Here is a 20214-nt window from a genome sequence, read left to right as displayed (position 1 = left end):
ATTCCGGAATTCTTCCCGTCAGCAGACAGTTGTCGAATTCCTCGCGAATCTGTCAGTTCGGCGCGCGCTTCTTGAAATGTGGAGGGTTGATGTTGTCCTCGGCCGCCAGTTTGCGCCAGCGATCGAAGCGCGCAGACGTCAATTTTCCCTCGGCAATCGCTGCCCGGACGGCACAGCCTGGCTCGACGCCATGCGCACAGTCGGAAAAGCGGCAATGCTGCGCCACAATGATGAAATCGTCGAAAACTTCCGATATTCCGGTGGCCGCATCGGACAGTTGCAGTTCGCGCATACCGGGCGTGTCGAGCAGCCAGCCCCCTCCGTCGAGTCGATGCATTTCGCGCACGGTGGTGGTGTGGCGACCCGTACCGTCGCCTGCGCGGATCGCTTGGGTGGCGATGCTATCCGATCCTCGCAACGTGTTTACGAGCGTCGATTTTCCGACGCCCGAGGATCCAAGAAGCGCAACGGTTTCGCCCTTACCGCACCATGCAGCGAGGCGAGCGACGCTGGCAGGGTCGCGGCCGTTGACCGATTCGACGCGCAATCCCGGTTCGATCGCGCGTGCGGCCGCCGCAAAAGCCTCCGGGTCGTCCGCCAGGTCGGTCTTGGTGAGAACCACGACGGGATTCACCCCGACCTCGCGTGCCAGCACCAAATAGCGCTCCAGCCGGGCGACACTGAAATCCTGGTTGCACGAGGCGACAATGAACAGCGTGTCCACGTTGGCGGCGATCATCTGCTCTTTGCGGGGATCGCCCGGCGCGCGCCGTTTGAACAGGTTCATTCGCTGCAGGACGCGTACGGGCTCAAGCGTGTCGCGGTCGATAAGCAGCCAGTCCCCGACTGTCGGATGATCGTCCGACGGCCCCGCGCCTGGAATATAGGGCGAGATGAGGCGCTGAAATCCGGCGCCCGCAACGTCGATCTTGCCGCGGTGGACGGCCATCACCCGGACGGGATGGCATTGCCGGGCTTCCTCGCTAGCGACCTGTTCGCGGAAATGGGCCTTCCAGCCTAGAATTTCTAAAATCTTATCGGGCGATTTCATACAGCCGCACACGCGTCTTTCGTTAAACCCAATACGCGGGTTCTGGGCATCGGTTACGGTCCAAAAGCGCGCACTGAAATGTGGGCACCTGCATCGGCAGGGCAACCTCTGGGCGCGGTATACGGCCGCATTCCTCTGGTGGCCAGCTTGTCGCGAATATTAGCGGGGCACCCATTGTCCGACTTTCGTCCCAAAGCAGGCATGTCGGATCGGCAATCGGGCTGCCGCTATTTAGGTCCGCCCGCTGAGCACGTCGGGGTCGGCCCAGCCGTTCACATAGGCGACGTAATAAAGGACGAAGGCGACCGTCGCGGCGATCGTCATCTGGAGCAGGATGCGTCCGGGGCGGAAGGCCGCTGGCGCGCCCGGTTCCTGCCCGCGCACCAGCGGCGTCGCGTCATCGCTTGCGCGGCGGCCGTGGAAGGGCAGCACGAAGAAGGCGCTGAACGCCCAGAACAGCAGGTAGATGGCGAGCGCCGAGGTCCATTTCATCGTCGTGGGTCCGTTCAGATGGTGACGAGCATCACGTCGACGACGGGCTTTTTGCCCGTCCAGTCGGTCGCGACGCGGCGCACGCCGAGGCGGATCGCCTCGCGGAGCTTTTCCTCGTCGCGCGCCGGGCCGGTGGCGGCCTGTTCGGCGGCTTCGCGCATCTCGTCGATAAAGGCTTCGCGCTCGTCCTCGACGGGCACGCCGCGATAGCTGATCGCGCTTTCGACGAAACGCTTTGCGGAGAAGATCGCCGCGACGGTGATATGGCCGTGGAGCGATAGTTTGCGCCGTTCGTTGATCGTCTCGCCGTCGGCGGGCAGGATCACGTCGCCGTCGAGGATCAGACGTCCTGCATGAACGCGTTCGACGATCTTCGCCGGACCGGGCGCCAGTCGTACCAGATCGCCATTTTCCTGCACCAACGCATCGGGAACGCCGCGTTCGAGCGCGAAGCGTGCCTGTTCGTGCATATGACGGATTTCGCCATGCACCGGCAGGACGAGCTTGGGCCGCAGCCAGCCGTAGAGCGCGGCGAGTTCGGGCTGCCCCGGGTGGCCGCTGACATGGATATGCGCCTGTTTTTCGGTGACGGTGAGGATGTCCTTGGCGGCGAGCTGGTTCATGATACGACCGATCGCGACCTCGTTGCCGGGGATCTGCTTCGACGAGAAGACCACGGTATCGCCCGCCTCGAGCTTGATCTGGTGAATGTCGGCCGCCATGCGCGCAAGCGCCGCGCGCGGTTCGCCCTGGCCTCCGGTGGCGATCACCATCACCTTGTCGCGCGGGAGGCGCATCGCTTCGTCGAAATCGACCGTCGGCGGGAAGTCCTTGAGGTAACCGACCGAGCGCGCGACGCCGAGAATGCGGTCGAGCGAGCGGCCCGCGACGCACAAGGTGCGTCCCGTCGCCTTCGCGACCGCGCCCAGCGTCGCCAGACGCGCAGCGTTCGATGCGAAGGTGGTGACGACCACGCGGCCCTTTGCCGCGCCGACCGCCTGCTCCAGCCCAGCCCGCAGGCCGCCTTCGCTGCCCGATGCCTCGGGGTTGAAGGCATTGGTCGAATCGCAGACGAGAACGTCGATGCCCTCGTCGCCGACCGCGGTCAGTGCGGCGGCGGTGGCAGGAACCCCGAGGATCGGTTCCTCGTCGAGTTTCCAGTCGCCGGTATGGAAGACGCGGCCATAAGGCGTGTCGATCACCACCGCGCTCATTTCGAGGATCGAGTGCGCGAGCGGGATCAGCCGGATGCCGAACGGCCCGAGCTGAAAATTATCGTCGATGTCGACGGTCTTGAGCGTGACCGCTTTCTCCAGCCCCTCTTCGGCGAGCTTGTGCGCGATCAGCCCCGCAGTGAAGCGGTTGGCATAGAGCGGCACGCCAAGGTCAGCGGCGAGATAGGGCAGCGCCCCGATATGATCCTCGTGCCCGTGCGTCAGCACGATGCCGAGCAGATCCTTCTTGCGGTCCTCGATGAATTCGAGGTCGGGCATCACGATGTCGATGCCCGGATAATCGTGGCTGCCGAAGGTCACGCCGAGGTCGAGCATGATCCATTTGCCGTCGCAGCCATAGAGATTGGCGTTCATGCCGATCTCGCCCGATCCGCCCAATGCGAGAAAAAGCAGCTCCTTGCCCGGAGTCGTCATATTGTTGGCTTCCATTGATGATAGAGGTGCATCAGCCCGTTCAGCGTCAGGTCGGGCTCGATACGATCGAACAGGTGCGCCTGTTCCTGAAAAAGTGTCGCCAGGCCGCCCGTCGCGATGACGGTGAGCGGTTTGCCGATTTCGGTCTTCATGCGCGCGATCAGCCCTTCCATCATCGAGACATAGCCCCAATAGACGCCGATCAGCATCTGGCTTTCGGTAGTGCGCCCGATAACGCTGCTCGTTGCCGGTGCTTCGATCGCGATGCGCGGCAGTTTCGCCGCCGCCGCGACGAGCGCCTCGAGCGAGAGATTGACGCCCGGCGCGATGATCCCGCCCAGATAGGCGCCGTCGGGGCCGATATGGTCGAGCGTCGTCGCGGTGCCGAAGCTGATGACGAGCTTGTCCTTGCCGGGCTCGACCGCCTGCGCCGAGATCGCGTTGACCGCGCGGTCGGCGCCGACCGACTGCGGCTCGTCGACCTTGAGCGCGATCCCCCAGGTCACGGGCTCGCGGCCCGCGACCAACGCATCGACACCGAAATATTTATGCGCGAGCAGCTGGAGATTGTGGAGCGCGCGCGGCACGACGGTCGAGATGATGACCGCTTCGACGTCGGCGCGGTCGTGCCCCTCGATCCGCATCAGCTGATCGAGCCACACCATATATTCGTCAGCCGTGCGCCGGTCGTCGGTCGCGATGCGCCAGCGCGCGAGCAGCTCGGTGCCGCGGAACAGTGCGAATTTGGCGTTGGTGTTGCCGACATCGATCGCGAGCAGCATCTCAATTCCCCTCCACGGGCCGGCGTAGTTCGACGTCGCCCGCATGGACCAGCATGGTCTCGCCGCCCTCGCGGCGCAAGCGCAGCGCGCCATCGTCGGCAAGGCCGTCGAAGAAACCGTCGATCCCCTGTTCGGAGACGCGGAGCGGCGTGTCGACCGGATGCGCCTGCGGTAGCCAGGCGCGAACGATGCTTGCCACACCTTCCTGTCGCCACGTCCAGAGCGCGTCGATCATTGCGATACCGAGCGCATTGGCGAAATGATCGCGGTCGAGTTCGACGCCCTTGGCCGCCAGCGTCGCGGTCGGACGGTCGGGCAGTTCGGGCGCGGCGGTCAGATTGACGCCGATACCGATCACCACCGAATTGCCCGTGCGTTCCATCAATATGCCCGCGCATTTGGCGCCATCGATCAGCAGGTCGTTCGGCCATTTGAGCTGCGCGTCGACGCCGGGCGCCAGCGCGGTAACGGTCTTGGCGAGCGCCACTCCGGCGACGAGCGCGAGCGTCGCCGCCGACGGATCGCCTATCGTCAGGTGGACGATGGTCGAGCCCATGAAATTGCCCTGCCCGTCGTTCCAGCCACGCCCGAGGCGCCCGCGCCCGGCGGTCTGGCGATCGGCAACGAGCCAATGGCCTTCACCGACATGCTCGCCGCCTGCCAGCCGCGCCAGCAGGTCGGCGTTGGTTGAGCCAGTCTGCTGGATCCGCTCTATCGGCGGTATCAGAACAGCACCGCGGCGGCGCTGGCCGAAAGGACCGCCAGCACGGGAATGAAGAGATAGCCGATGACCGAGAGCCACAGGGCGCTCGCGGTGATCACCGCATCCTCGACGATCGCGCCGCCGCCCGCGGGGAATTCGGTGTCCGACTTGTCGTCGAAGTACATCGTCTTGATGATCGCGATATAATAGAAAGCACCGATCACCGAGGCGACGATACCCGCAACCGCCAGCGGCACGAGGTTCGCGTTCACCGCGGCCTCGAACACCAGATACTTCGGCCAGAAACCGAAGAGCGGCGGGATGCCGGCGAGGCTGAACAGGAACACCGCCATCGCCGCGGCAAGACCCGGACGGCGCTGTGACAGGCCGGCGAGCGCCGGGATGCTCTCGACATGATTGCCGTCGGCATCGCGCAGCTGGAGCACGACGAGGAAGGCGCCGAGCGTGGTTAGCATATAGACGAGCAGATAGGTCAGCACACCCTCGACCCCCTGCTGCGTTCCGGCAGCAAGACCGACGAGCATGAAGCCGACATTGTTGATCGACGAATAGGCAAGCAGGCGCTTGATATTCTTCTGCCCGATCGCACCGACCGCGCCGAGGATGATCGAGGCGAGCGACAGGAAGATGATGATCTGCTGCCACGCGCCGACCGCGGGGCCCATCGCATCGATCACGACACGCGTCATCAACGCCATCGCCGCCACTTTCGGCGCGGTGGCGAAGAAGGTCGTCACCGGGGTCGGTGCGCCTTCATAGACGTCGGGGGTCCACATGTGGAACGGCACGGCGCTGATCTTGAAGCCAAGACCCGCAAGCACAAACACGATGCCGAAGATCAGCCCGATGTTGAGCTCGCCGCCCAGCACCTTCGCGATCCCGGCGAAATCGGTCGTCCCAGTGAAGCCATAGAGCAGCGAAATGCCATAGAGCAGCATGCCCGACGCGAGCGCGCCGAGGACGAAATATTTGAGACCGGCTTCGGTCGACCGCTCGTCGGTGCGCATGAAGCTGGCGAGCACATAGGCCGCGAGGCTGTTGAGTTCGAGCCCGACATACAGCGTCATCAGGTCGCGCGACGAGGCCATGATGCCCATGCCGAGCGCCGCGAACAGGATGAGCGTCGGATATTCGGCGCGCATGCCGCCGTTGAAGAAACGCGGCGCGATGACGATGCACACGAAGCTCGCGGCGTAGATCAGAAGCTTGGCGAAGCCGCCGAAGCTGTCGACCGACAGCGTGCCCGAGAAGACCGTCGCATCGACGCCGAACAGCGCAACGACCGCGGCCGCGGCCGCAGCGAGCGTCAGCAGCGAGCTCAGCTGGTAGAGGCCGACGTTGCGGTCACCGAAGAAGGTGCCGAGCATCAGCGTGATGAGCCCGCCGATCGTCAGGATCAGTTCGGGCCAGATGAGCATCAGGTCGGCGGTCATTGGACGCCTCCTGCGTGGCTCGATCCGTGGGCGGTGTCACCATGCGCCTTGGCGGGCTTCGGCTTGCCGGCGGCGAGATGCGCGTCGCCCGCGGGCTTCGCCGGAGCAAGGCGCGCGACGACGGTCGTCACGTCGCCGCGCATCGGCGCGAGGAAGCTTTCGGGATAGACGCCCATCCACAGCGCCACGGCCGCCAGCGGCGCCATGATCGTCCATTCGCGTGCGGTCAGGTCGGGCATCGCCTTCACATCGTCCTTGGTCAGTTCGCCGAACACGACGCGGCGGTAGAGATAGAGCATGTACGCGGCACCGAGGATGATCCCGGTGGTGCAGACGAAGGCGACCCAGCTCGACGCTTCATAAATGCCGGCGAGGCTCAGGAATTCGCCGACGAAGCCGCTGGTGCCCGGCAGGCCGATCGACGCCATGGTGAACAGCATGAAGAACAGCGCATAGGCCGGCATGTTCACCGCGAGGCCGCCGTAACGGTCGATCTCGCGCGTGTGCAGCCGGTCATAGATCACGCCGACGCAGAAGAAGAGCGCCGCCGAGACGACACCATGGCTGAGCATGATGATCAGCGCGCCTTCGATGCCCTGCTGGTTGAAGGCGAAGAGGCCCGCGGTGACGATCGCCATATGCGCCACCGACGAGTAAGCGATCAGCTTCTTCATGTCGCTCTGCGCCAGCGCGACGAGGCTGGTGTAGACCACCGCGATCATCGACAGCGCAAAGACGATCCACATCAGCTGCCCCGACGCGTCGGGGAACATCGGCATCATGAAGCGGATGAAGCCATAGGCGCCGAGCTTCAGCAGCACGCCCGCCAGGATCATCGAGCCCGCGGTCGGCGCCTGGACGTGCGCGTCGGGAAGCCAGGTGTGGACGGGCCACATCGGCATCTTGACCGCGAGGCTGGCGAAGAAGGCCAGCCACAGCCACGTCTGCATCTGAACCGGGAAGTCATAATTCAAGAGCGTCGGGATGTCGGTCGTGCCCGCTTCGTGGATCATCGCGATGATCGCGATCAGCATCAGCACCGATCCGAGCAGCGTGTAGAGGAAGAATTTGAACGCCGCATAGATGCGGTTCGCGCCGCCCCAGATGCCGATGATGAAATACATCGGGATCAGGCCGGCTTCGAAGAAAATGTAAAAGAGCAGCAGATCCTGCGCGCAGAACACGCCGATCATGATCGTTTCCATGATCAGGAACATCGCCATGTAGAGGCCGACGCGCTGCTTGATCGCGTCCCAGCTGGCGAGGATGCAGAGCGGCATCAGGAAGACGCTGAGCATGATGAGCATCAGCGCCATGCCGTCGATACCGAGCGCATATTGGAAACGGCCGAACAGGTCGGCGCGCTCGGTAAACTGCCACTGCGCGCCGCCGATATCGAACTGCGCCCACATCACGCAACCGAGAACGAAGGTCGCCAGCGTCGCGCCCAGCGCGACGAAGCGCGACATCTTGTCGCCGACGAACAGGCAAAGGATGGCGGCGACCGCGGGGACCGCCAGCATCAGCGAAAGGATCGGAAAGCCGCTCACAGGAAATTCACCATGGCCCAGCTGGCGAGGCCGACAAGACCGAGCAGCATCACAAACGCATATCCATAAACATAACCCGATTGCAGCCGGACCGCGAGACGGGTCCCCCCAGCGACGAGCGCTGCGGCGCCATCGGGACCGAAGCGGTCGATGGTGCCTTCATCCCCGCGCTTCCAGAAGAAGCGTCCGATCGCGAAGGCGGGCTTCACGAAGAGGATGTTGTAGAGCTCGTCGAAATACCATTTGTTGTACAGGAACTGGTGGAGCAGCTTGAACTGCGCCACGAAGCGCGCCGGCAGGCTGGTGTTGCGGATATAGCTGTTCCACGCGAGGAACAGGCCGATCGCCATCACCGTGAACGGCGTCCACTTCACCCAGGTCGGCACTTCATGCGCATGGTGCATCAGCTCGGCGTCGAACGCGAGGCTGCCCTTCCAGAACGCCAAGCCCTCTTCGGGGTAGATGAACTGGTGGTGGAACGCCATGCCCGCGAACACCGCGCCGATCGACAGCACGACCAGCGGGATGAGCATCGAAAGCGGGCTTTCGTGCGGGTGATAGCCTGCGGTGCCGTCGCCGTGCGCTTCATGATGGTGCGCGTGCCCATGATCGTCGGCCGAATGTTCTTCGGAGGGATCCTCATGCTCGCCATGAACCGCGTGCTGGATATGCTCGCTCTGTTCCCAGCGCGCCTTGCCATAGAAGGTCAGGAAGACGAGGCGCCACGAATAGAAGCTGGTGAGGAACGCGACGAAGACGCCGACCCAGAAGGCGATGACACCGCCGCCGCCGCTCGCATAAGCGGCCTCGAGGATGCCGTCCTTCGAATAGAAGCCGGCAAAACCCGCAACCCCGGCGATACCGACGCCGGTGATCGCCAGCGTGCCGAGCATCATCGCCCAATAGGTGATCGGGATCTGTTTCCGCAGTGCGCCATAGTAACGCATGTCCTGTTCATGGTGCATCGCATGGATGACCGAACCGGCACCGAGGAACAGCAAAGCCTTGAAGAAGGCGTGCGTGAACAGGTGGAACATCGCCGCGCCATAGGCACCCGCGCCCGCGGCAAAGAACATGTAGCCGAGCTGCGAACAGGTCGAATAGGCGATGACGCGCTTGATGTCCCACTGCGTCGTCGCGACGGTCGCGGCGAAGAAGCAGGTCGCGGCGCCGACGAACATCACGACGCCCTGCGCGACGTCCGAGGTTTCGAACATCGGCGACAGGCGGCAGACCATGAAAACGCCCGCGGTGACCATCGTCGCGGCGTGGATCAGCGCCGACACCGGGGTCGGACCCTCCATCGCGTCGGGAAGCCAGGTGTGGAGGCCGAGCTGCGCCGACTTGCCCATCGCGCCGATGAACAGCAGCAGGCAGAGGATCGTCATCGTGTCGAGACGCATCCCCAGGAAGCTGATCGTCGAACCCGCCATGCCCGGCGCTGCGGCGAGGATCTCGGGGATCGAGACGGTGCCGAACACAAGGAAGGTGCCGAAGATGCCGAGCATGAAGCCAAGGTCGCCGACGCGATTGACGACGAACGCCTTGATCGCCGCGGCATTGGCGCTCGGCTTCTTGTACCAGAAACCGATGAGCAGATAGGATGCGAGACCGACCCCTTCCCAGCCGAAGAACATCTGGACCAGATTGTTCGCGGTCACGAGCATCAGCATCGCGAAGGTGAACAACGAGAGATAGGCAAAGAACCGCGGCTGGTCCGGGTCTTCCTCCATATAGCCCCAGCTATAGAGGTGGACGAGCGCCGACACCGTCGTGATCACGACGAGCATCACCGCGGTCAGCGTGTCGACGCGAAGTTCCCAATTGAACTGAAGCGCGCCGGACGAAACCCAGTGCAGCACCGGCGTCACGCCCGCTTCGCCGCTGCCCGTCACGAACGACAGGAAGATCGGCCAGCTCAAGGCGCAGCTGATGAACAACGCGCCCGTGGTCAGGATTTTCGACGGCACATTGCCGATCACGCGCTGGCCGAGACCTGCGATAAGTGCCGCGAGCAGCGGCAGGAAAACGATCGCCTGGATCACCGGTTTACCCCTTCATCCGGTTGGCATCGTCGACGGCAATGGTGCCGCGGCCGCGGAAGTAAATAACGAGAATGGCAAGACCGATCGCGGCTTCACCCGCAGCGACGGTCAGCACGAACATCGAGAAGACCTGCCCGACGAGATCGCCGAGCGCCGCGCTGAATGCGACAAGGTTGATGTTCACAGCGAGCAGGATGAGCTCGATCGCCATCAGGATGACGATGATATTCTTGCGGTTGATGAAGATGCCGAGCACGCCGAGCGTGAAGAGCACCGCCGAAACGGCGAGATAATGGCCGACCGAAATCACAGTTCCATCCCCTGCCCGACGCCCGGATCGACCAGCCGCGTCGCATCCTGCGGACGGCGCTGGTTCTGCTTCGAGATATTCTGGGTGCGCACGCCGCCGCGCTTGCGATGCGTCAGCACGATCGCGCCGATCATCGCGACGAGGAGGACGATGCCCGCCGCCTCGAACAGGAAGATGTAGCGCGTGTAGAGCAGTTCACCGATCTGCTGGATATTGCTCTTGTCGCTGACGACCGGCGCAGCGCGCGCCGCGAGGTCGACCCCGCCCGCACTCCATGCGCCGACCGCGAAGATCAACTCAGCAGCAAGGATGATCGCGACAAGCGCGCCCAGTGGCAGATAGCGCACGAATCCGGCGCGCAGCTCGGCGAAATCGATGTCGAGCATCATCACGACGAAGAGGAACAGCACTGCGACCGCGCCGACATAGACGATGACAAGCAGCATCGCGATGAATTCGGCGCCCGCGAGCAGCATCAGACCCGCCGCGTTGAAGAAGGCGAGGATCAGCCACATGACGCTGTGGACCGGATTGCGTGCGAAAATGACCATCGCGGCCGACGCAATGACGATCGTCGCGAACAGGTAAAAGGCGAAGAGTTGGATCATGTGCGCGCGCCCTTATCGATAGGGCGCGTCGGCGGCAAGATTCGCCGCGATCGCGCGTTCCCATTTGTCGCCGTTGGCGAGCAGCTTGGCCTTGTCATAGAGCAGTTCTTCGCGCGTTTCGGTCGCGAATTCGAAGTTCGGCCCCTCGACCACCGCATCGACCGGGCAGGCTTCCTGACAGAAGCCGCAATAGATGCACTTGGTCATGTCGATGTCGTAGCGCGTCGTGCGGCGCGAACCGTCTTCGCGTGGCTCGGCCTCGATCGTGATCGCCTGCGCCGGGCACACCGCTTCGCACAGCTTGCACGCGATGCAGCGTTCCTCACCGTTCGGATAACGGCGCAACGCATGCTCGCCGCGAAAACGGGGCGACAGCGGGTTCTTCTCGAACGGATAGTTGATCGTCGCCTTCGGCTTGAAGAAATATTTCAGCGTGAGGGCGTGCGCCTTCACAAACTCCCACAGCGTGAAGCTTTTGATGAGGTGGGCAATGGTACTCATGAATACCTCGTCAGCATCAGATAGCCGGAAATCAGGAAGATCCAGAGAAGCGAGATCGGCAGGAAGATTTTCCAACCCAGCCGCATCAGCTGGTCATAGCGGTAGCGCGGGACGGTCGCCTTGACCCAGCTGAAGACGAAGAAGAAGAACAGGATCTTCGCGAACAGCCAGATGATGCCGGGGACGGCATAAAGCGGCGCCCAGTCGATCGGGGGCAGCCAGCCGCCCCAGAAGAGCACCGCGTTCAGCGTGCACATCAACAGGACGTTGGCGTACTCGCCGAGCCAGAAGAGCGCGAAGCTCATCGACGAATATTCGGTCTGGTAACCGGCGACGAGTTCGCTTTCGGCTTCGGTCAGGTCGAACGGCGCGCGCGCGGTTTCGGCGAGCGACGAGATGAGGAACATCACCGCGAGCGGGAAGAGCAGCAGGTTGAAGCCGAAGGCATTGACGATGCCAAGCCCATGGCCCTGCTGCGCTTTCACGATCTCGTTCATGTTGAAGCTGTCGGCGAAAAGCACGACGCCGATCAGGATGAACCCGATCGACACTTCATAGGAGATCATCTGCGCCGAGGCGCGCATCGCCGAAAAGAAGGGATATTTCGAGTTCGACGCCCAGCCCGACAGGATCACGCCGTAGACGCCAAGCGACGAGATCGCGAGGATGTAGAGCAATCCGACGTTGATGTCGGCGAGCACCGCGCCCGAATTGAACGGGATGACCGCCCAGGCGAGCAGCGCCACCGTGAAGGTGATGATCGGCGCGATCAGGAACAGGCCCCTATTGGCGCCGCTCGGGACGATCGTTTCCTGCAGGAACACTTTCAGGCCATCGGCGAAGCTTTGCAGCAGGCCGAAGGGACCGACGACGTTCGGACCGCGGCGCAGCGCGATCGCCGCCCAGATCTTGCGGTCGGCGTAAATGATCATCGCAACCGCGAGCATCAGCGGGAGGGCGATGAGCAGGATGCCCGCGATCGTCGCGACGCCCCACGCCCAATTCGGGTCCATGCCCCAGGAGATGAAGGTCTCGGTCATTTCCGGGTCCCGTCCTGGTTGCGCCAGCCGTTATGCGGGCCGGGCTTTTCCGACTTGCGCGGATTGAACCCGCGCCAGACCGAATAGCCCATCCCGACCAGCAACACGCTGGCAATCGCATGCACCGGGGTCATTCCGCGGCCTCCGCAAAGTCTGCGCCATGGATCAGCTCTTCCGAGCAGCGCTGCATCGTCGGCGACGCGCGGCAGATGGCGTTGGTGAGGTAGAAATCCTTGATCGGCGACGGGATCGCCCGCGCCTCGGGCTTCGCGGGCAGCTTGGGAACCGCCCAGCCATAGTCGGCGAGACCCTCGACACCGAGCGCCGGCACCGCGGCGATCATCGCCGCGCGGCACTGGGCAAAGCTGTCGAAACCGAGCGAGACGCCGAGCGCATCGGCCAAAGCACGAAAAATGCTCCAGTCCTCGCGCGCGTCGCCCGGTGCGAACACCGCCTTCTCGCTGCGCTGGACGCGACCCTCGGTGTTGACCGTGGTGAAGTCCTTTTCGGTCCACGCGGCGGCGGGCAGGATGACATCGGCGGCATGCGCGCCCTTGTCGCCATGATGGCCGACATAGACCTTGAACGTATCGGGAAGCGCCGCGAAATCGACCTCGTCGGCGCCGAGGAAGAAGGCGAGCTTCGGCTTTGCCGCGACCACATCCTTGATCCCGCCGGGCAGGCCGTAGCCGAGCATCAGCGAACCCATGCGCGCGGCCGAGAAATGCACGACGTTATAGCCGTTCCAGCCATCCTTGATCGCGTTCACCGACTTGGCGAGCGCGAGGCCCGCACCGTGAACCCCGGGAACCGACAAAGCGCCGCCGCCGAAAATCAGCATCGGCCGCTCGGCGCCCTTCAGCGCGTCGAGCACCGCCGCGGGCAGCTTCGCAACGAGCGACGCATCATCGCCCAGCCACTGTGCCTTGTAGGTCAGGTCGGTTTCGGGACCGATCGCGAAAACCTTCGCGCCCTTCTTCCACACCGCCTTGCGGATGCGCGTGTTGATCAGCGGCGCTTCCCAGCGAAGGTTCGTGCCGACGAGCAGGATCACGTCGGCATTCTCGGCCTCGGCGATGCCGGTGTTAAAATTGACCGCCGACAGGCTGGTGACGTCATAGTCGAGCCCTGTCTGGCGCCCTTCGAGCAGGGTGCCCCCGAGCGCGTTCACCAGCGATTTCGCCGCGAACATCGTCTCGCAATCGGCAAGGTCGCCTGCAATCGCGGCGACCGACGAGCCGGCATTGACCGCCGCGATGGCCGCAAAGGCTTCGGCCCAGCTGGCGGGCTGAAGCGCGCCGTTCACGCGAACATAGGGCTGATCGAGGCGGCGGCGCGTCAGGCCGTCGACATGGTGGCGCGTCTTGTCGCTCGCCCATTCCTCGTTCACATCATCGTTGACGCGCGGCAGCACGCGCAGGACCTGACGGCCGCGCGCGTCGATGCGCACGTTGGTGCCGACGGCGTCCATCATGTCGATGCCGAGCGTCTTCGAAAGCTCCCACGGGCGCGCTTCGAAGGCGTAAGGCTTGCTGGTCAGCGCGCCGACGGGGCACAGGTCGACGACATTGCCGCTGAGCTCGCTCGCAACCGCGCGCTCGAGGTAACTCGTGATCTGCATATTCTCGCCGCGATAGATCGCGCCGATATCTTCGACGCCCGCGACCTCCTCCGCGAAGCGGACGCAGCGCGTGCACTGGATGCAGCGGGTCATCACCGTCTTGACGATGGGGCCCATATATTTCTCGGTGACCGCGCGCTTGTTCTCGTCATAGCGCGTCGCGCCGCGACCATAGGCGACCGACTGGTCCTGCAGATCGCACTCGCCGCCCTGGTCGCAGATCGGGCAGTCGAGCGGGTGGTTGATGAGCAGGAACTCCATCACCCCTTCGCGTGCCTTCTTCACCATCGGGCTGTCGGTCTTGATCACCTGCCCCTCGGCGGTCGGCAGCGCGCACGACGCCTGCGGCTTCGGCGGACCCGGCGACACTTCGACGAGGCACATGCGGCAATTGCCAGCGATCGACAGGCGTTCGTGGTAGCAAAAGCGCGGGATTTCCTTCCCCGCCAGCTCACACGCCTGCAAGACGGTCGCGCCCTGTGGGACGTCAAGTTCTACGCCATCTACGGTTACTTTAGGCACCAGCATGCCCCTTTGATTTATGTGCCGAAGTTTTGATAAGGGTCTTCATCGCTGCCAGATGGCGCTGCGTCGAAACGATCAATCCGACGCCCGCAACCAACGTCGCAAGTTTCAATATTGCGGGGATGGTCAGTGGAAAGACCCGGAACGAAGCGGCTCGAATGGCCATCTCAATCGAAGGCTGCTCGAACACCGAAATCTGCAAGCCGAGATGTTCAACACCCCCCGCCTGCATTTCCAGAAGCTGCCAATAATGGAACTGATAAAGCACGAGTGCCGACGCCGCCAAAATGACAGCAGCGATAATCGCGAGCATTCCGAAAACGGTGGCCTTGCTCATGATCCGGTCCACTCCGGCGCGTTTGCACTCGCTTCGAATTCCTGCCGCGCCAGCTGATCGGCCAAGAGGCTGCGTGCATCCTCAACCATCTGGGCAAGAAAACCGCCCAACAAGCAGAAAGCCGGATTCACCAGCATGAAAAATACATCGGGAAATCGGTACTGCCCATAATAGAACTGCCCATCGCTATTCTCGGCCGAGCCGTTGAACTGGAACATGCCATAGGCGATAAACAGCAGATGCGCCGCCGCGAGCGCATAGAATAGCGTTGCGAGTTTGCTCGTCGGCATCGTCATTCCGCTGCCTCCAGCGCGCCGCCATTCTCGCGGATGCGGCGTTCGATTTCGGGGCGGAAATGCTTGATCAGGCCCTGGATCGGCCAGGCCGCGGCGTCGCCGAGCGCGCAGATGGTGTGGCCTTCGACCTGCTTGGTCACGTCGAACAACGTGTCGATCTCGCTGATGTCGGCGTCGCCGGTGCGCAGGCGCTCCATCACGCGCCACATCCAGCCGGTGCCTTCGCGGCACGGCGTGCACTGGCCGCAGCTTTCATGCTTGTAGAAATAGCTGATCCGGCTGATCGCCTGGACGACGTCGGTCGACTTGTCCATCACGATCGCAGCCGCGGTGCCGAGGCCCGATCCGACGGCTTTCAGCCCGTCGAAGTCCATCGGCGCGTCCATGATTTCGGCCGCGGGGACGAGCGGGACCGACGAGCCGCCCGGGATCACCGCGAGCAGATTGTCCCAGCCGCCGCGAATGCCGCCGCAATGCTTGTCGATCAATTCGCGGAAGGTGATGCCCATCTCTTCCTCGACGACGCACGGGCGCTCGACATGGCCCGAGATCTGGAAGAGCTTGGTGCCCTTGTTATTCTCGCGCCCGAAGCTTGCGAACCACGGCGCGCCGCGGCGCAGGATCGTCGGGACGACCGCGATGCTCTCGACATTGTTTACCGTCGTCGGGCAGCCATAGAGGCCTGCACCCGCCGGGAACGGCGGCTTCAGGCGCGGCTGGCCCTTCTTGCCTTCGAGGCTTTCGATCATCGCGGTTTCTTCGCCGCAGATGTACGCGCCGGCGCCGCGGTGGACGAAGACGTCGAAATCATAGCCCGACTTCGCGGCGTTCTTGCCGAGCAGGCCGGCGTCATACGCCTCCTGCACCGCGGCGAAAAGCGTCTCGGCCTCGCGGATGAATTCGCCGCGGATGTAGATATAGGCCGCGCGGGCGCGCATCGCGAAGCCCGCGATCAGCGCGCCTTCGATCAGCTTGTGCGGATCGTGGCGGATGATTTCGCGGTCCTTGCACGATCCCGGCTCGGATTCGTCGGCGTTGATGACGAGGAAGCTCGGGCGGTCGGCGCGCGGCTCCTTCGGCATGAACGACCATTTAAGCCCGGTCGGGAAGCCCGCGCCGCCGCGGCCGCGCAGGCCCGACGCCTTGATCTCCTCGATGATCGCGTCCTGGCCGCGCTTCATCAGATCCTTGGTATTGTCCCAATCGCCGCGCGCCTGCGCGGATTTGAGGTTCCACGGCTGGAACCCGTAAAGATTGGTGAAAATGCGATCCTTATCGGCGAGCATGGCTTACCATTCCTTCCGATAGTCATGATTGGCCTTGACCATTTCCTTCAGCGTCGTCGGGCCGCCGTCGGGCTCGCTCGTGTGGCGGTTCGCAAGCTGTGTCCCCGCCTTCGGCTGTTCGCCCGCAGCGAGCGCATCGAGGATGCGGACGGTGCTGTCGTAATCGAGGTCTTCGTAATTATCATCGTTGATCTGGACCATCGGCGCGTTGGTGCAGGTGCCCATGCACTCGACCTCGGTCAGCGTGAACAGGCCGTCGGGGGTGGTCTTGCCCTTCACCATGCCGCGGTTCTTGCACGCGGCCATTACATCGTCCGACCCGCGCAGCAGGCACGGCGTCGTGCCGCAGACCTGCACATGATAGCGGCCCACGGGGACGAGATTGTACATCGTGTAGAAGGTCGCGACCTCGTAGGCGCGGATGAACGGCATATCGAGATGTGCCGCGACATATTCGATCACCGGCACGGGCAGCCACCCCTGCGTCTGCGTCTCGGCGCCGACCTGGCGCTGCGCGAGATCAAGCAGCGGCATCACCGCCGAACGCTGGCGCCCCGCGGGATAGCGTGCGATAACCGCCTTCGCCGTTTCGGCATTTTCGGCCGTCCACGCAAAAGCGCCCCAGCGCGCGCGGGTTTCAGCTTCGTCGGGAATTTGGGGTGCGTCAGCCATGGGCGCGCTTCCGATTCTTGAACCAGTAGAAAACAATCACGGCGGCGTTCAGCACCATCGTGAAACGAAACCAATGAGAAAATCCGAACTCGGGTGTTCCCCATACCAGCAAGCCAGCAAGAGCCGCGCACGCGATCAGGGATATACCCAATGCCCGCCCGCTCACCGGTCGCACTCCCCGAACACGACGTCGATCGCGCCGATAATTGCGGTGGTATCGGCGAGCATATGGCCTTTCGACATCATGTCCATCGCCTGAAGATGCGAAAACGCCGTCGGGCGGATCTTGCAGCGATACGGCTTGTTGCTGCCGTCGCTGACCAGATAGACGCCGAACTCGCCCTTCGGGCTTTCGGTCGCCACATAGACCTCGCCCGCGGGGACGTGGAAACCCTCGGTATAGAGCTTGAAGTGGTGGATCAGCGATTCCATCGACTGCTTCATCTCGCCGCGCTTCGGCGGGACGACCTTGCGGTCGAGGCTGGCGATCGGGCCGGTGGGCATGTCGCGCAGGCACTGCAGGATGATGCGCGCCGACTGATAGACTTCCTGCACACGGACCATGAAGCGGTCGTAGCAGTCGCCGCGGGTGCCGACGGGAATGTCGAATTCCATCGACGCATAGGCGTCATAGGGCTGCGACTTGCGCAGATCCCACGCGATGCCGCTGCCGCGGATCATCGGGCCCGAGAAGCCCCACGCCAGCGCGTCTTCCTTCGACACCGTCGCGATGTCGACGTTCCGCTGCTTGAAGATGCGGTTGTCGATGACGAGGCTCATCGCGTCGCCGAACAGTTTCGGCAGGCGTTTTTCGCACCATTCGCCGATGTCGTAGAGCAGTCGTTCAGGGACATCCTGATGGACGCCGCCCGGACGAAAATAGGCGCTGTGCATGCGTGCGCCGCTCGCGCGCTCGAAGAAGTTGAGGCAATCCTCGCGCAGCTCGAACACCCAGAGATTCGGGGTCATCGCGCCGACGTCCATGACGTGCGACCCGATGTTGAGCATGTGATTGCAGATGCGCGTCAGCTCGGCGAACAGCGTACGCAGATATTGCGCGCGCGCCGGAACTTCGAGATCGAGCAGCTTCTCGATCGCGAGGACATAGCTGTGCTCCATCCCGAGCGGCGAGCAATAGTCGAGCCGGTCGAAATAGGGCAAAGCCTGCAGATAGGTCTTATACTCGATCAGCTTTTCGGTGCCGCGGTGGAGCAGCCCGACGTGCGGATCGACGCGCTCGATGATCTCACCGTCGAGCTCGAGCACGAGGCGCAAAACGCCGTGCGCCGCGGGGTGCTGCGGACCGAAGTTGATCGTGTAGTTGGTGACGGCCTGATCGCCCACCGTATTGGCGGTGTCGACCGGATAGCCTTCGAACAGGTCGCCACCATAATGATGGACGTTCGGAGAGTCGGTCATGCGTCGCCTCCAGTTTTAGGCTTGCGCGGTGCGCGCGGCTTCGGCGGGGCCTTTTCGGCCTTCGCGGTCGCCGGCGTTTTCGCGGCCTTGGTCGAAGGCTTCGCGCTCGCGCCATCGCGGCTCGTCTTTGCGGCCTTGATGTTGGCCTTCGCCCCTGCCCCGGTCTGCTCGGGCTTTTCGGTGGTCTTCGGAGTCGGCGGCGGCGGCGCCTTCGCCTGGTCGTCGGCCTTCTTGACCTCGGCCGCGGTCAGCGGCGTCGGCGCGCCCTTGCCCGGCGCTTCGCCGGTGCCGCCGGCCTTTTCATCGCCGGGCAGCACATAGTCGGCGCCTTCCCATGGGCTGAGGAAGTCGAAATTGCGGAAATCCTGCGCGAGCTTCACCGGCTCGTAGACGACGCGCTTGTCCTCTTCGCTGTACCGCAGCTCGGTATAGCCGGTCAGCGGAAAATCCTTGCGCTGCGGGTGCCCCTGGAAACCATAGTCGGTCAGGATGCGGCGGAGGTCCGGATTGCCCGCGAACAGCACGCCGTACATGTCGAACACTTCGCGTTCGAGCCAGCCGGCAACCGGCCAGACGGGCACGATGCTCGGCACCGGCGTCGCTTCGTCGGTGCAGACGCGGACGCGCAGGCGATGATTCTTGGTCACGCTGAGCAGGTGATAGACGACCTCGAACCGCTCAGGCCGGTCGGGATAGTCCACCCCGGCGATTTCCATCAGCTGCTGATATTCCATCTTGTCGCGCAGCGCGATCATCACGCCCGCGATCGCTTCGCGATCGACGGTGATGCTGTCTTCATCGGCGGCATGGACATGCATGAGCAGGTCTTTGCCGAGCAGCGCCTTCAGTTCCGCGTCGATATGGGCGCGGCGGGCGACGAGGGGTGCGGCATGGGTCATCAGCGTTCGATCGTCCCGGTGCGGCGAATCTTCCGCTGCAACTGCATCACGCCGTAAAGCAGGGCTTCAGCAGTCGGCGGGCAGCCGGGGACATAGATGTCCACGGGCACGATGCGGTCGCAGCCGCGCACCACCGAATAACTATAGTGATAATAGCCGCCGCCGTTGGCGCAGCTGCCCATCGAGATCACGTACTTCGGGTTCGACATCTGGTCGTAGACGCGGCGGAGCGCCGGGGCCATCTTGTTGCAGAGCGTGCCCGCGACGATCATCACGTCCGACTGGCGCGGCGATGCGCGCGGCGCGGCACCGAAACGCTCCATGTCATAGCGCGGCATGTTGACGTGGATCATCTCGACCGCGCAGCATGCAAGGCCAAAGGTCATCCACCAGAGCGAGCCGGTGCGCGCCCAGTTGAACAGATCCTCGGTCGAGGTGACGAGAAAGCCCTTGTCGCCGACTTCGCTGTTGAGGTCGTCAAAGAACGCCATGTCGGGGTTCGTCCCCGGGGCAACCGGCATCTGGCCGGGCGGCAGGATGATCGAGCTGCTCATTCCCAGTCCAACGCCCCTTTCTTCCACGCATACACAAGGCCGAGCGTCAGTTCGGCGAGGAAAATCATCATCGTGGCCCAACCGGCCCAGCCGATTTCCTCAAGGCTCACTGCCCAGGGAAAGAGGAAGGCGGCTTCGAGGTCGAAGATGATGAAAAGAATGGCGACGAGGTAGAAACGCACGTCGAACTGGCTGCGCGCGTCTTCAAAAGCGGGGAAACCGCATTCATATTCGGTCAGCTTCGCCGGATCGGGCTTGTGCGCCCCGGTCAGCCGCGCGACGCCCATCGGAAGAAACACGAAGGCGGAGGACAGGCCGACGGCGACGACCAGAAAGATCAGGATCGGCAAATATTGCGTCAGATCGACCATGGGAGCTCGCAGTTCTGTTGTTCATATTTTGGGGTGTCTGGCACCCGTT

The 20214-nt window shown here is 63.5% G+C and carries 23 protein-coding genes; all 23 read right to left on the bottom strand.

What is annotated here, in order from left to right; genetic code table 11:
• Window positions 1-52 precede the first annotated feature (52 nt).
• The 23 genes from rsgA to ACTJI5_RS00750 all read right to left on the bottom strand — a co-directional run bounded on the left by rsgA (window position 53) and on the right by ACTJI5_RS00750 (window position 20165).
• Window positions 53-1051, bottom strand: coding sequence for a ribosome small subunit-dependent GTPase A (gene rsgA, locus ACTJI5_RS00860; protein ID WP_440859072.1), 999 nt, complete (start codon window positions 1049-1051; stop codon window positions 53-55).
• A gap of 231 nt (window positions 1052-1282) precedes the next feature.
• Window positions 1283-1543 carry a DUF1467 family protein gene (locus ACTJI5_RS00855; RefSeq protein ID WP_058537958.1) on the bottom strand — a complete coding sequence of 87 codons (261 nt, stop codon included), beginning with the start codon at window positions 1541-1543 and terminating at the stop codon, window positions 1283-1285.
• Between the two features lie 14 nt (window positions 1544-1557).
• Window positions 1558-3192 (bottom strand): ribonuclease J, encoded by a 1635-nt coding sequence (locus tag ACTJI5_RS00850; protein ID WP_310253421.1) that lies wholly within the window; start codon window positions 3190-3192, stop codon window positions 1558-1560.
• On the bottom strand, window positions 3189-3974 hold the full coding sequence (locus ACTJI5_RS00845) for a type III pantothenate kinase (protein ID WP_440859071.1): 786 nt from the start codon (window positions 3972-3974) through the stop codon (window positions 3189-3191). Before ACTJI5_RS00845 ends, ACTJI5_RS00850 begins: the two co-directional genes overlap by 4 nt.
• Window position 3975: 1 nt before the next feature.
• Window positions 3976-4776, bottom strand: coding sequence for a biotin--[acetyl-CoA-carboxylase] ligase (locus tag ACTJI5_RS00840; protein WP_440859070.1), 801 nt, complete (start codon window positions 4774-4776; stop codon window positions 3976-3978).
• Window positions 4698-6131 carry an NADH-quinone oxidoreductase subunit NuoN gene (gene nuoN, locus ACTJI5_RS00835; protein ID WP_058537961.1) on the bottom strand — a complete coding sequence of 478 codons (1434 nt, stop codon included), beginning with the start codon at window positions 6129-6131 and terminating at the stop codon, window positions 4698-4700. Before nuoN ends, ACTJI5_RS00840 begins: the two co-directional genes overlap by 79 nt.
• Entirely contained in the window at window positions 6128-7681 is a 1554-nt protein-coding gene (locus ACTJI5_RS00830; RefSeq protein WP_440859069.1) for an NADH-quinone oxidoreductase subunit M, read from the bottom strand. Before ACTJI5_RS00830 ends, nuoN begins: the two co-directional genes overlap by 4 nt.
• The gene (nuoL, locus tag ACTJI5_RS00825; RefSeq protein ID WP_440859068.1) at window positions 7678-9726 is read right to left on the bottom strand and encodes an NADH-quinone oxidoreductase subunit L; all 2049 of its coding nucleotides are present in this window, start codon (window positions 9724-9726) and stop codon (window positions 7678-7680) included. Before nuoL ends, ACTJI5_RS00830 begins: the two co-directional genes overlap by 4 nt.
• 4 nt (window positions 9727-9730) lie before the next feature.
• Window positions 9731-10036, bottom strand: coding sequence for an NADH-quinone oxidoreductase subunit NuoK (gene nuoK / locus ACTJI5_RS00820; protein ID WP_003051614.1), 306 nt, complete (start codon window positions 10034-10036; stop codon window positions 9731-9733).
• Window positions 10033-10644, bottom strand: coding sequence for an NADH-quinone oxidoreductase subunit J (locus ACTJI5_RS00815; protein ID WP_058537964.1), 612 nt, complete (start codon window positions 10642-10644; stop codon window positions 10033-10035). The genes nuoK and ACTJI5_RS00815 overlap by 4 nt, the downstream gene beginning before the upstream one ends.
• 12 nt (window positions 10645-10656) lie before the next feature.
• Entirely contained in the window at window positions 10657-11145 is a 489-nt protein-coding gene (gene nuoI / locus ACTJI5_RS00810; RefSeq protein ID WP_037510831.1) for an NADH-quinone oxidoreductase subunit NuoI, read from the bottom strand.
• Complete coding sequence (gene nuoH / locus ACTJI5_RS00805; protein WP_310253404.1) at window positions 11142-12185, bottom strand: NADH-quinone oxidoreductase subunit NuoH; 1044 nt, start codon at window positions 12183-12185, stop codon at window positions 11142-11144. Before nuoH ends, nuoI begins: the two co-directional genes overlap by 4 nt.
• Entirely contained in the window at window positions 12182-12319 is a 138-nt protein-coding gene (locus ACTJI5_RS00800; protein WP_324070540.1) for a hypothetical protein, read from the bottom strand. Before ACTJI5_RS00800 ends, nuoH begins: the two co-directional genes overlap by 4 nt.
• Window positions 12316-14328, bottom strand: coding sequence for an NADH-quinone oxidoreductase subunit NuoG (gene nuoG / locus ACTJI5_RS00795; protein WP_440859067.1), 2013 nt, complete (start codon window positions 14326-14328; stop codon window positions 12316-12318). Before nuoG ends, ACTJI5_RS00800 begins: the two co-directional genes overlap by 4 nt.
• Complete coding sequence (locus ACTJI5_RS00790; protein ID WP_439512492.1) at window positions 14321-14668, bottom strand: hypothetical protein; 348 nt, start codon at window positions 14666-14668, stop codon at window positions 14321-14323. The genes nuoG and ACTJI5_RS00790 overlap by 8 nt, the downstream gene beginning before the upstream one ends.
• Window positions 14665-14964, bottom strand: coding sequence for a hypothetical protein (locus ACTJI5_RS00785; protein WP_439512491.1), 300 nt, complete (start codon window positions 14962-14964; stop codon window positions 14665-14667). Before ACTJI5_RS00785 ends, ACTJI5_RS00790 begins: the two co-directional genes overlap by 4 nt.
• Window positions 14961-16250, bottom strand: coding sequence for an NADH-quinone oxidoreductase subunit NuoF (gene nuoF, locus ACTJI5_RS00780; RefSeq protein ID WP_037510824.1), 1290 nt, complete (start codon window positions 16248-16250; stop codon window positions 14961-14963). Before nuoF ends, ACTJI5_RS00785 begins: the two co-directional genes overlap by 4 nt.
• 3 nt (window positions 16251-16253) lie before the next feature.
• Complete coding sequence (locus tag ACTJI5_RS00775; protein ID WP_439512490.1) at window positions 16254-16922, bottom strand: complex I 24 kDa subunit family protein; 669 nt, start codon at window positions 16920-16922, stop codon at window positions 16254-16256.
• Window positions 16915-17088 carry a hypothetical protein gene (locus ACTJI5_RS00770; protein WP_440859066.1) on the bottom strand — a complete coding sequence of 58 codons (174 nt, stop codon included), beginning with the start codon at window positions 17086-17088 and terminating at the stop codon, window positions 16915-16917. Before ACTJI5_RS00770 ends, ACTJI5_RS00775 begins: the two co-directional genes overlap by 8 nt.
• The gene (locus ACTJI5_RS00765) at window positions 17085-18341 is read right to left on the bottom strand and encodes an NADH-quinone oxidoreductase subunit D (RefSeq protein WP_058537970.1); all 1257 of its coding nucleotides are present in this window, start codon (window positions 18339-18341) and stop codon (window positions 17085-17087) included. The genes ACTJI5_RS00770 and ACTJI5_RS00765 overlap by 4 nt, the downstream gene beginning before the upstream one ends.
• A complete protein-coding gene (locus ACTJI5_RS00760) occupies window positions 18338-19240 on the bottom strand; it encodes an NADH-quinone oxidoreductase subunit C (RefSeq protein WP_439512489.1) in 903 nt (300 codons plus the stop codon). The genes ACTJI5_RS00765 and ACTJI5_RS00760 overlap by 4 nt, the downstream gene beginning before the upstream one ends.
• Complete coding sequence (locus tag ACTJI5_RS00755) at window positions 19240-19794, bottom strand: NuoB/complex I 20 kDa subunit family protein (protein ID WP_058537972.1); 555 nt, start codon at window positions 19792-19794, stop codon at window positions 19240-19242. The genes ACTJI5_RS00760 and ACTJI5_RS00755 overlap by 1 nt, the downstream gene beginning before the upstream one ends.
• Window positions 19791-20165, bottom strand: coding sequence for an NADH-quinone oxidoreductase subunit A (locus ACTJI5_RS00750; protein ID WP_037510808.1), 375 nt, complete (start codon window positions 20163-20165; stop codon window positions 19791-19793). Before ACTJI5_RS00750 ends, ACTJI5_RS00755 begins: the two co-directional genes overlap by 4 nt.
• Window positions 20166-20214: the final 49 nt, after the last annotated feature.

It is taken from the genome of Sphingopyxis sp. 22461 (assembly GCF_052044915.1).
GTDB lineage: Bacteria > Pseudomonadota > Alphaproteobacteria > Sphingomonadales > Sphingomonadaceae > Sphingopyxis.
The sequence above is the reverse complement of the archived record's forward strand: the minus strand, read 5'-3'. Positions and strand labels throughout refer to the sequence as shown.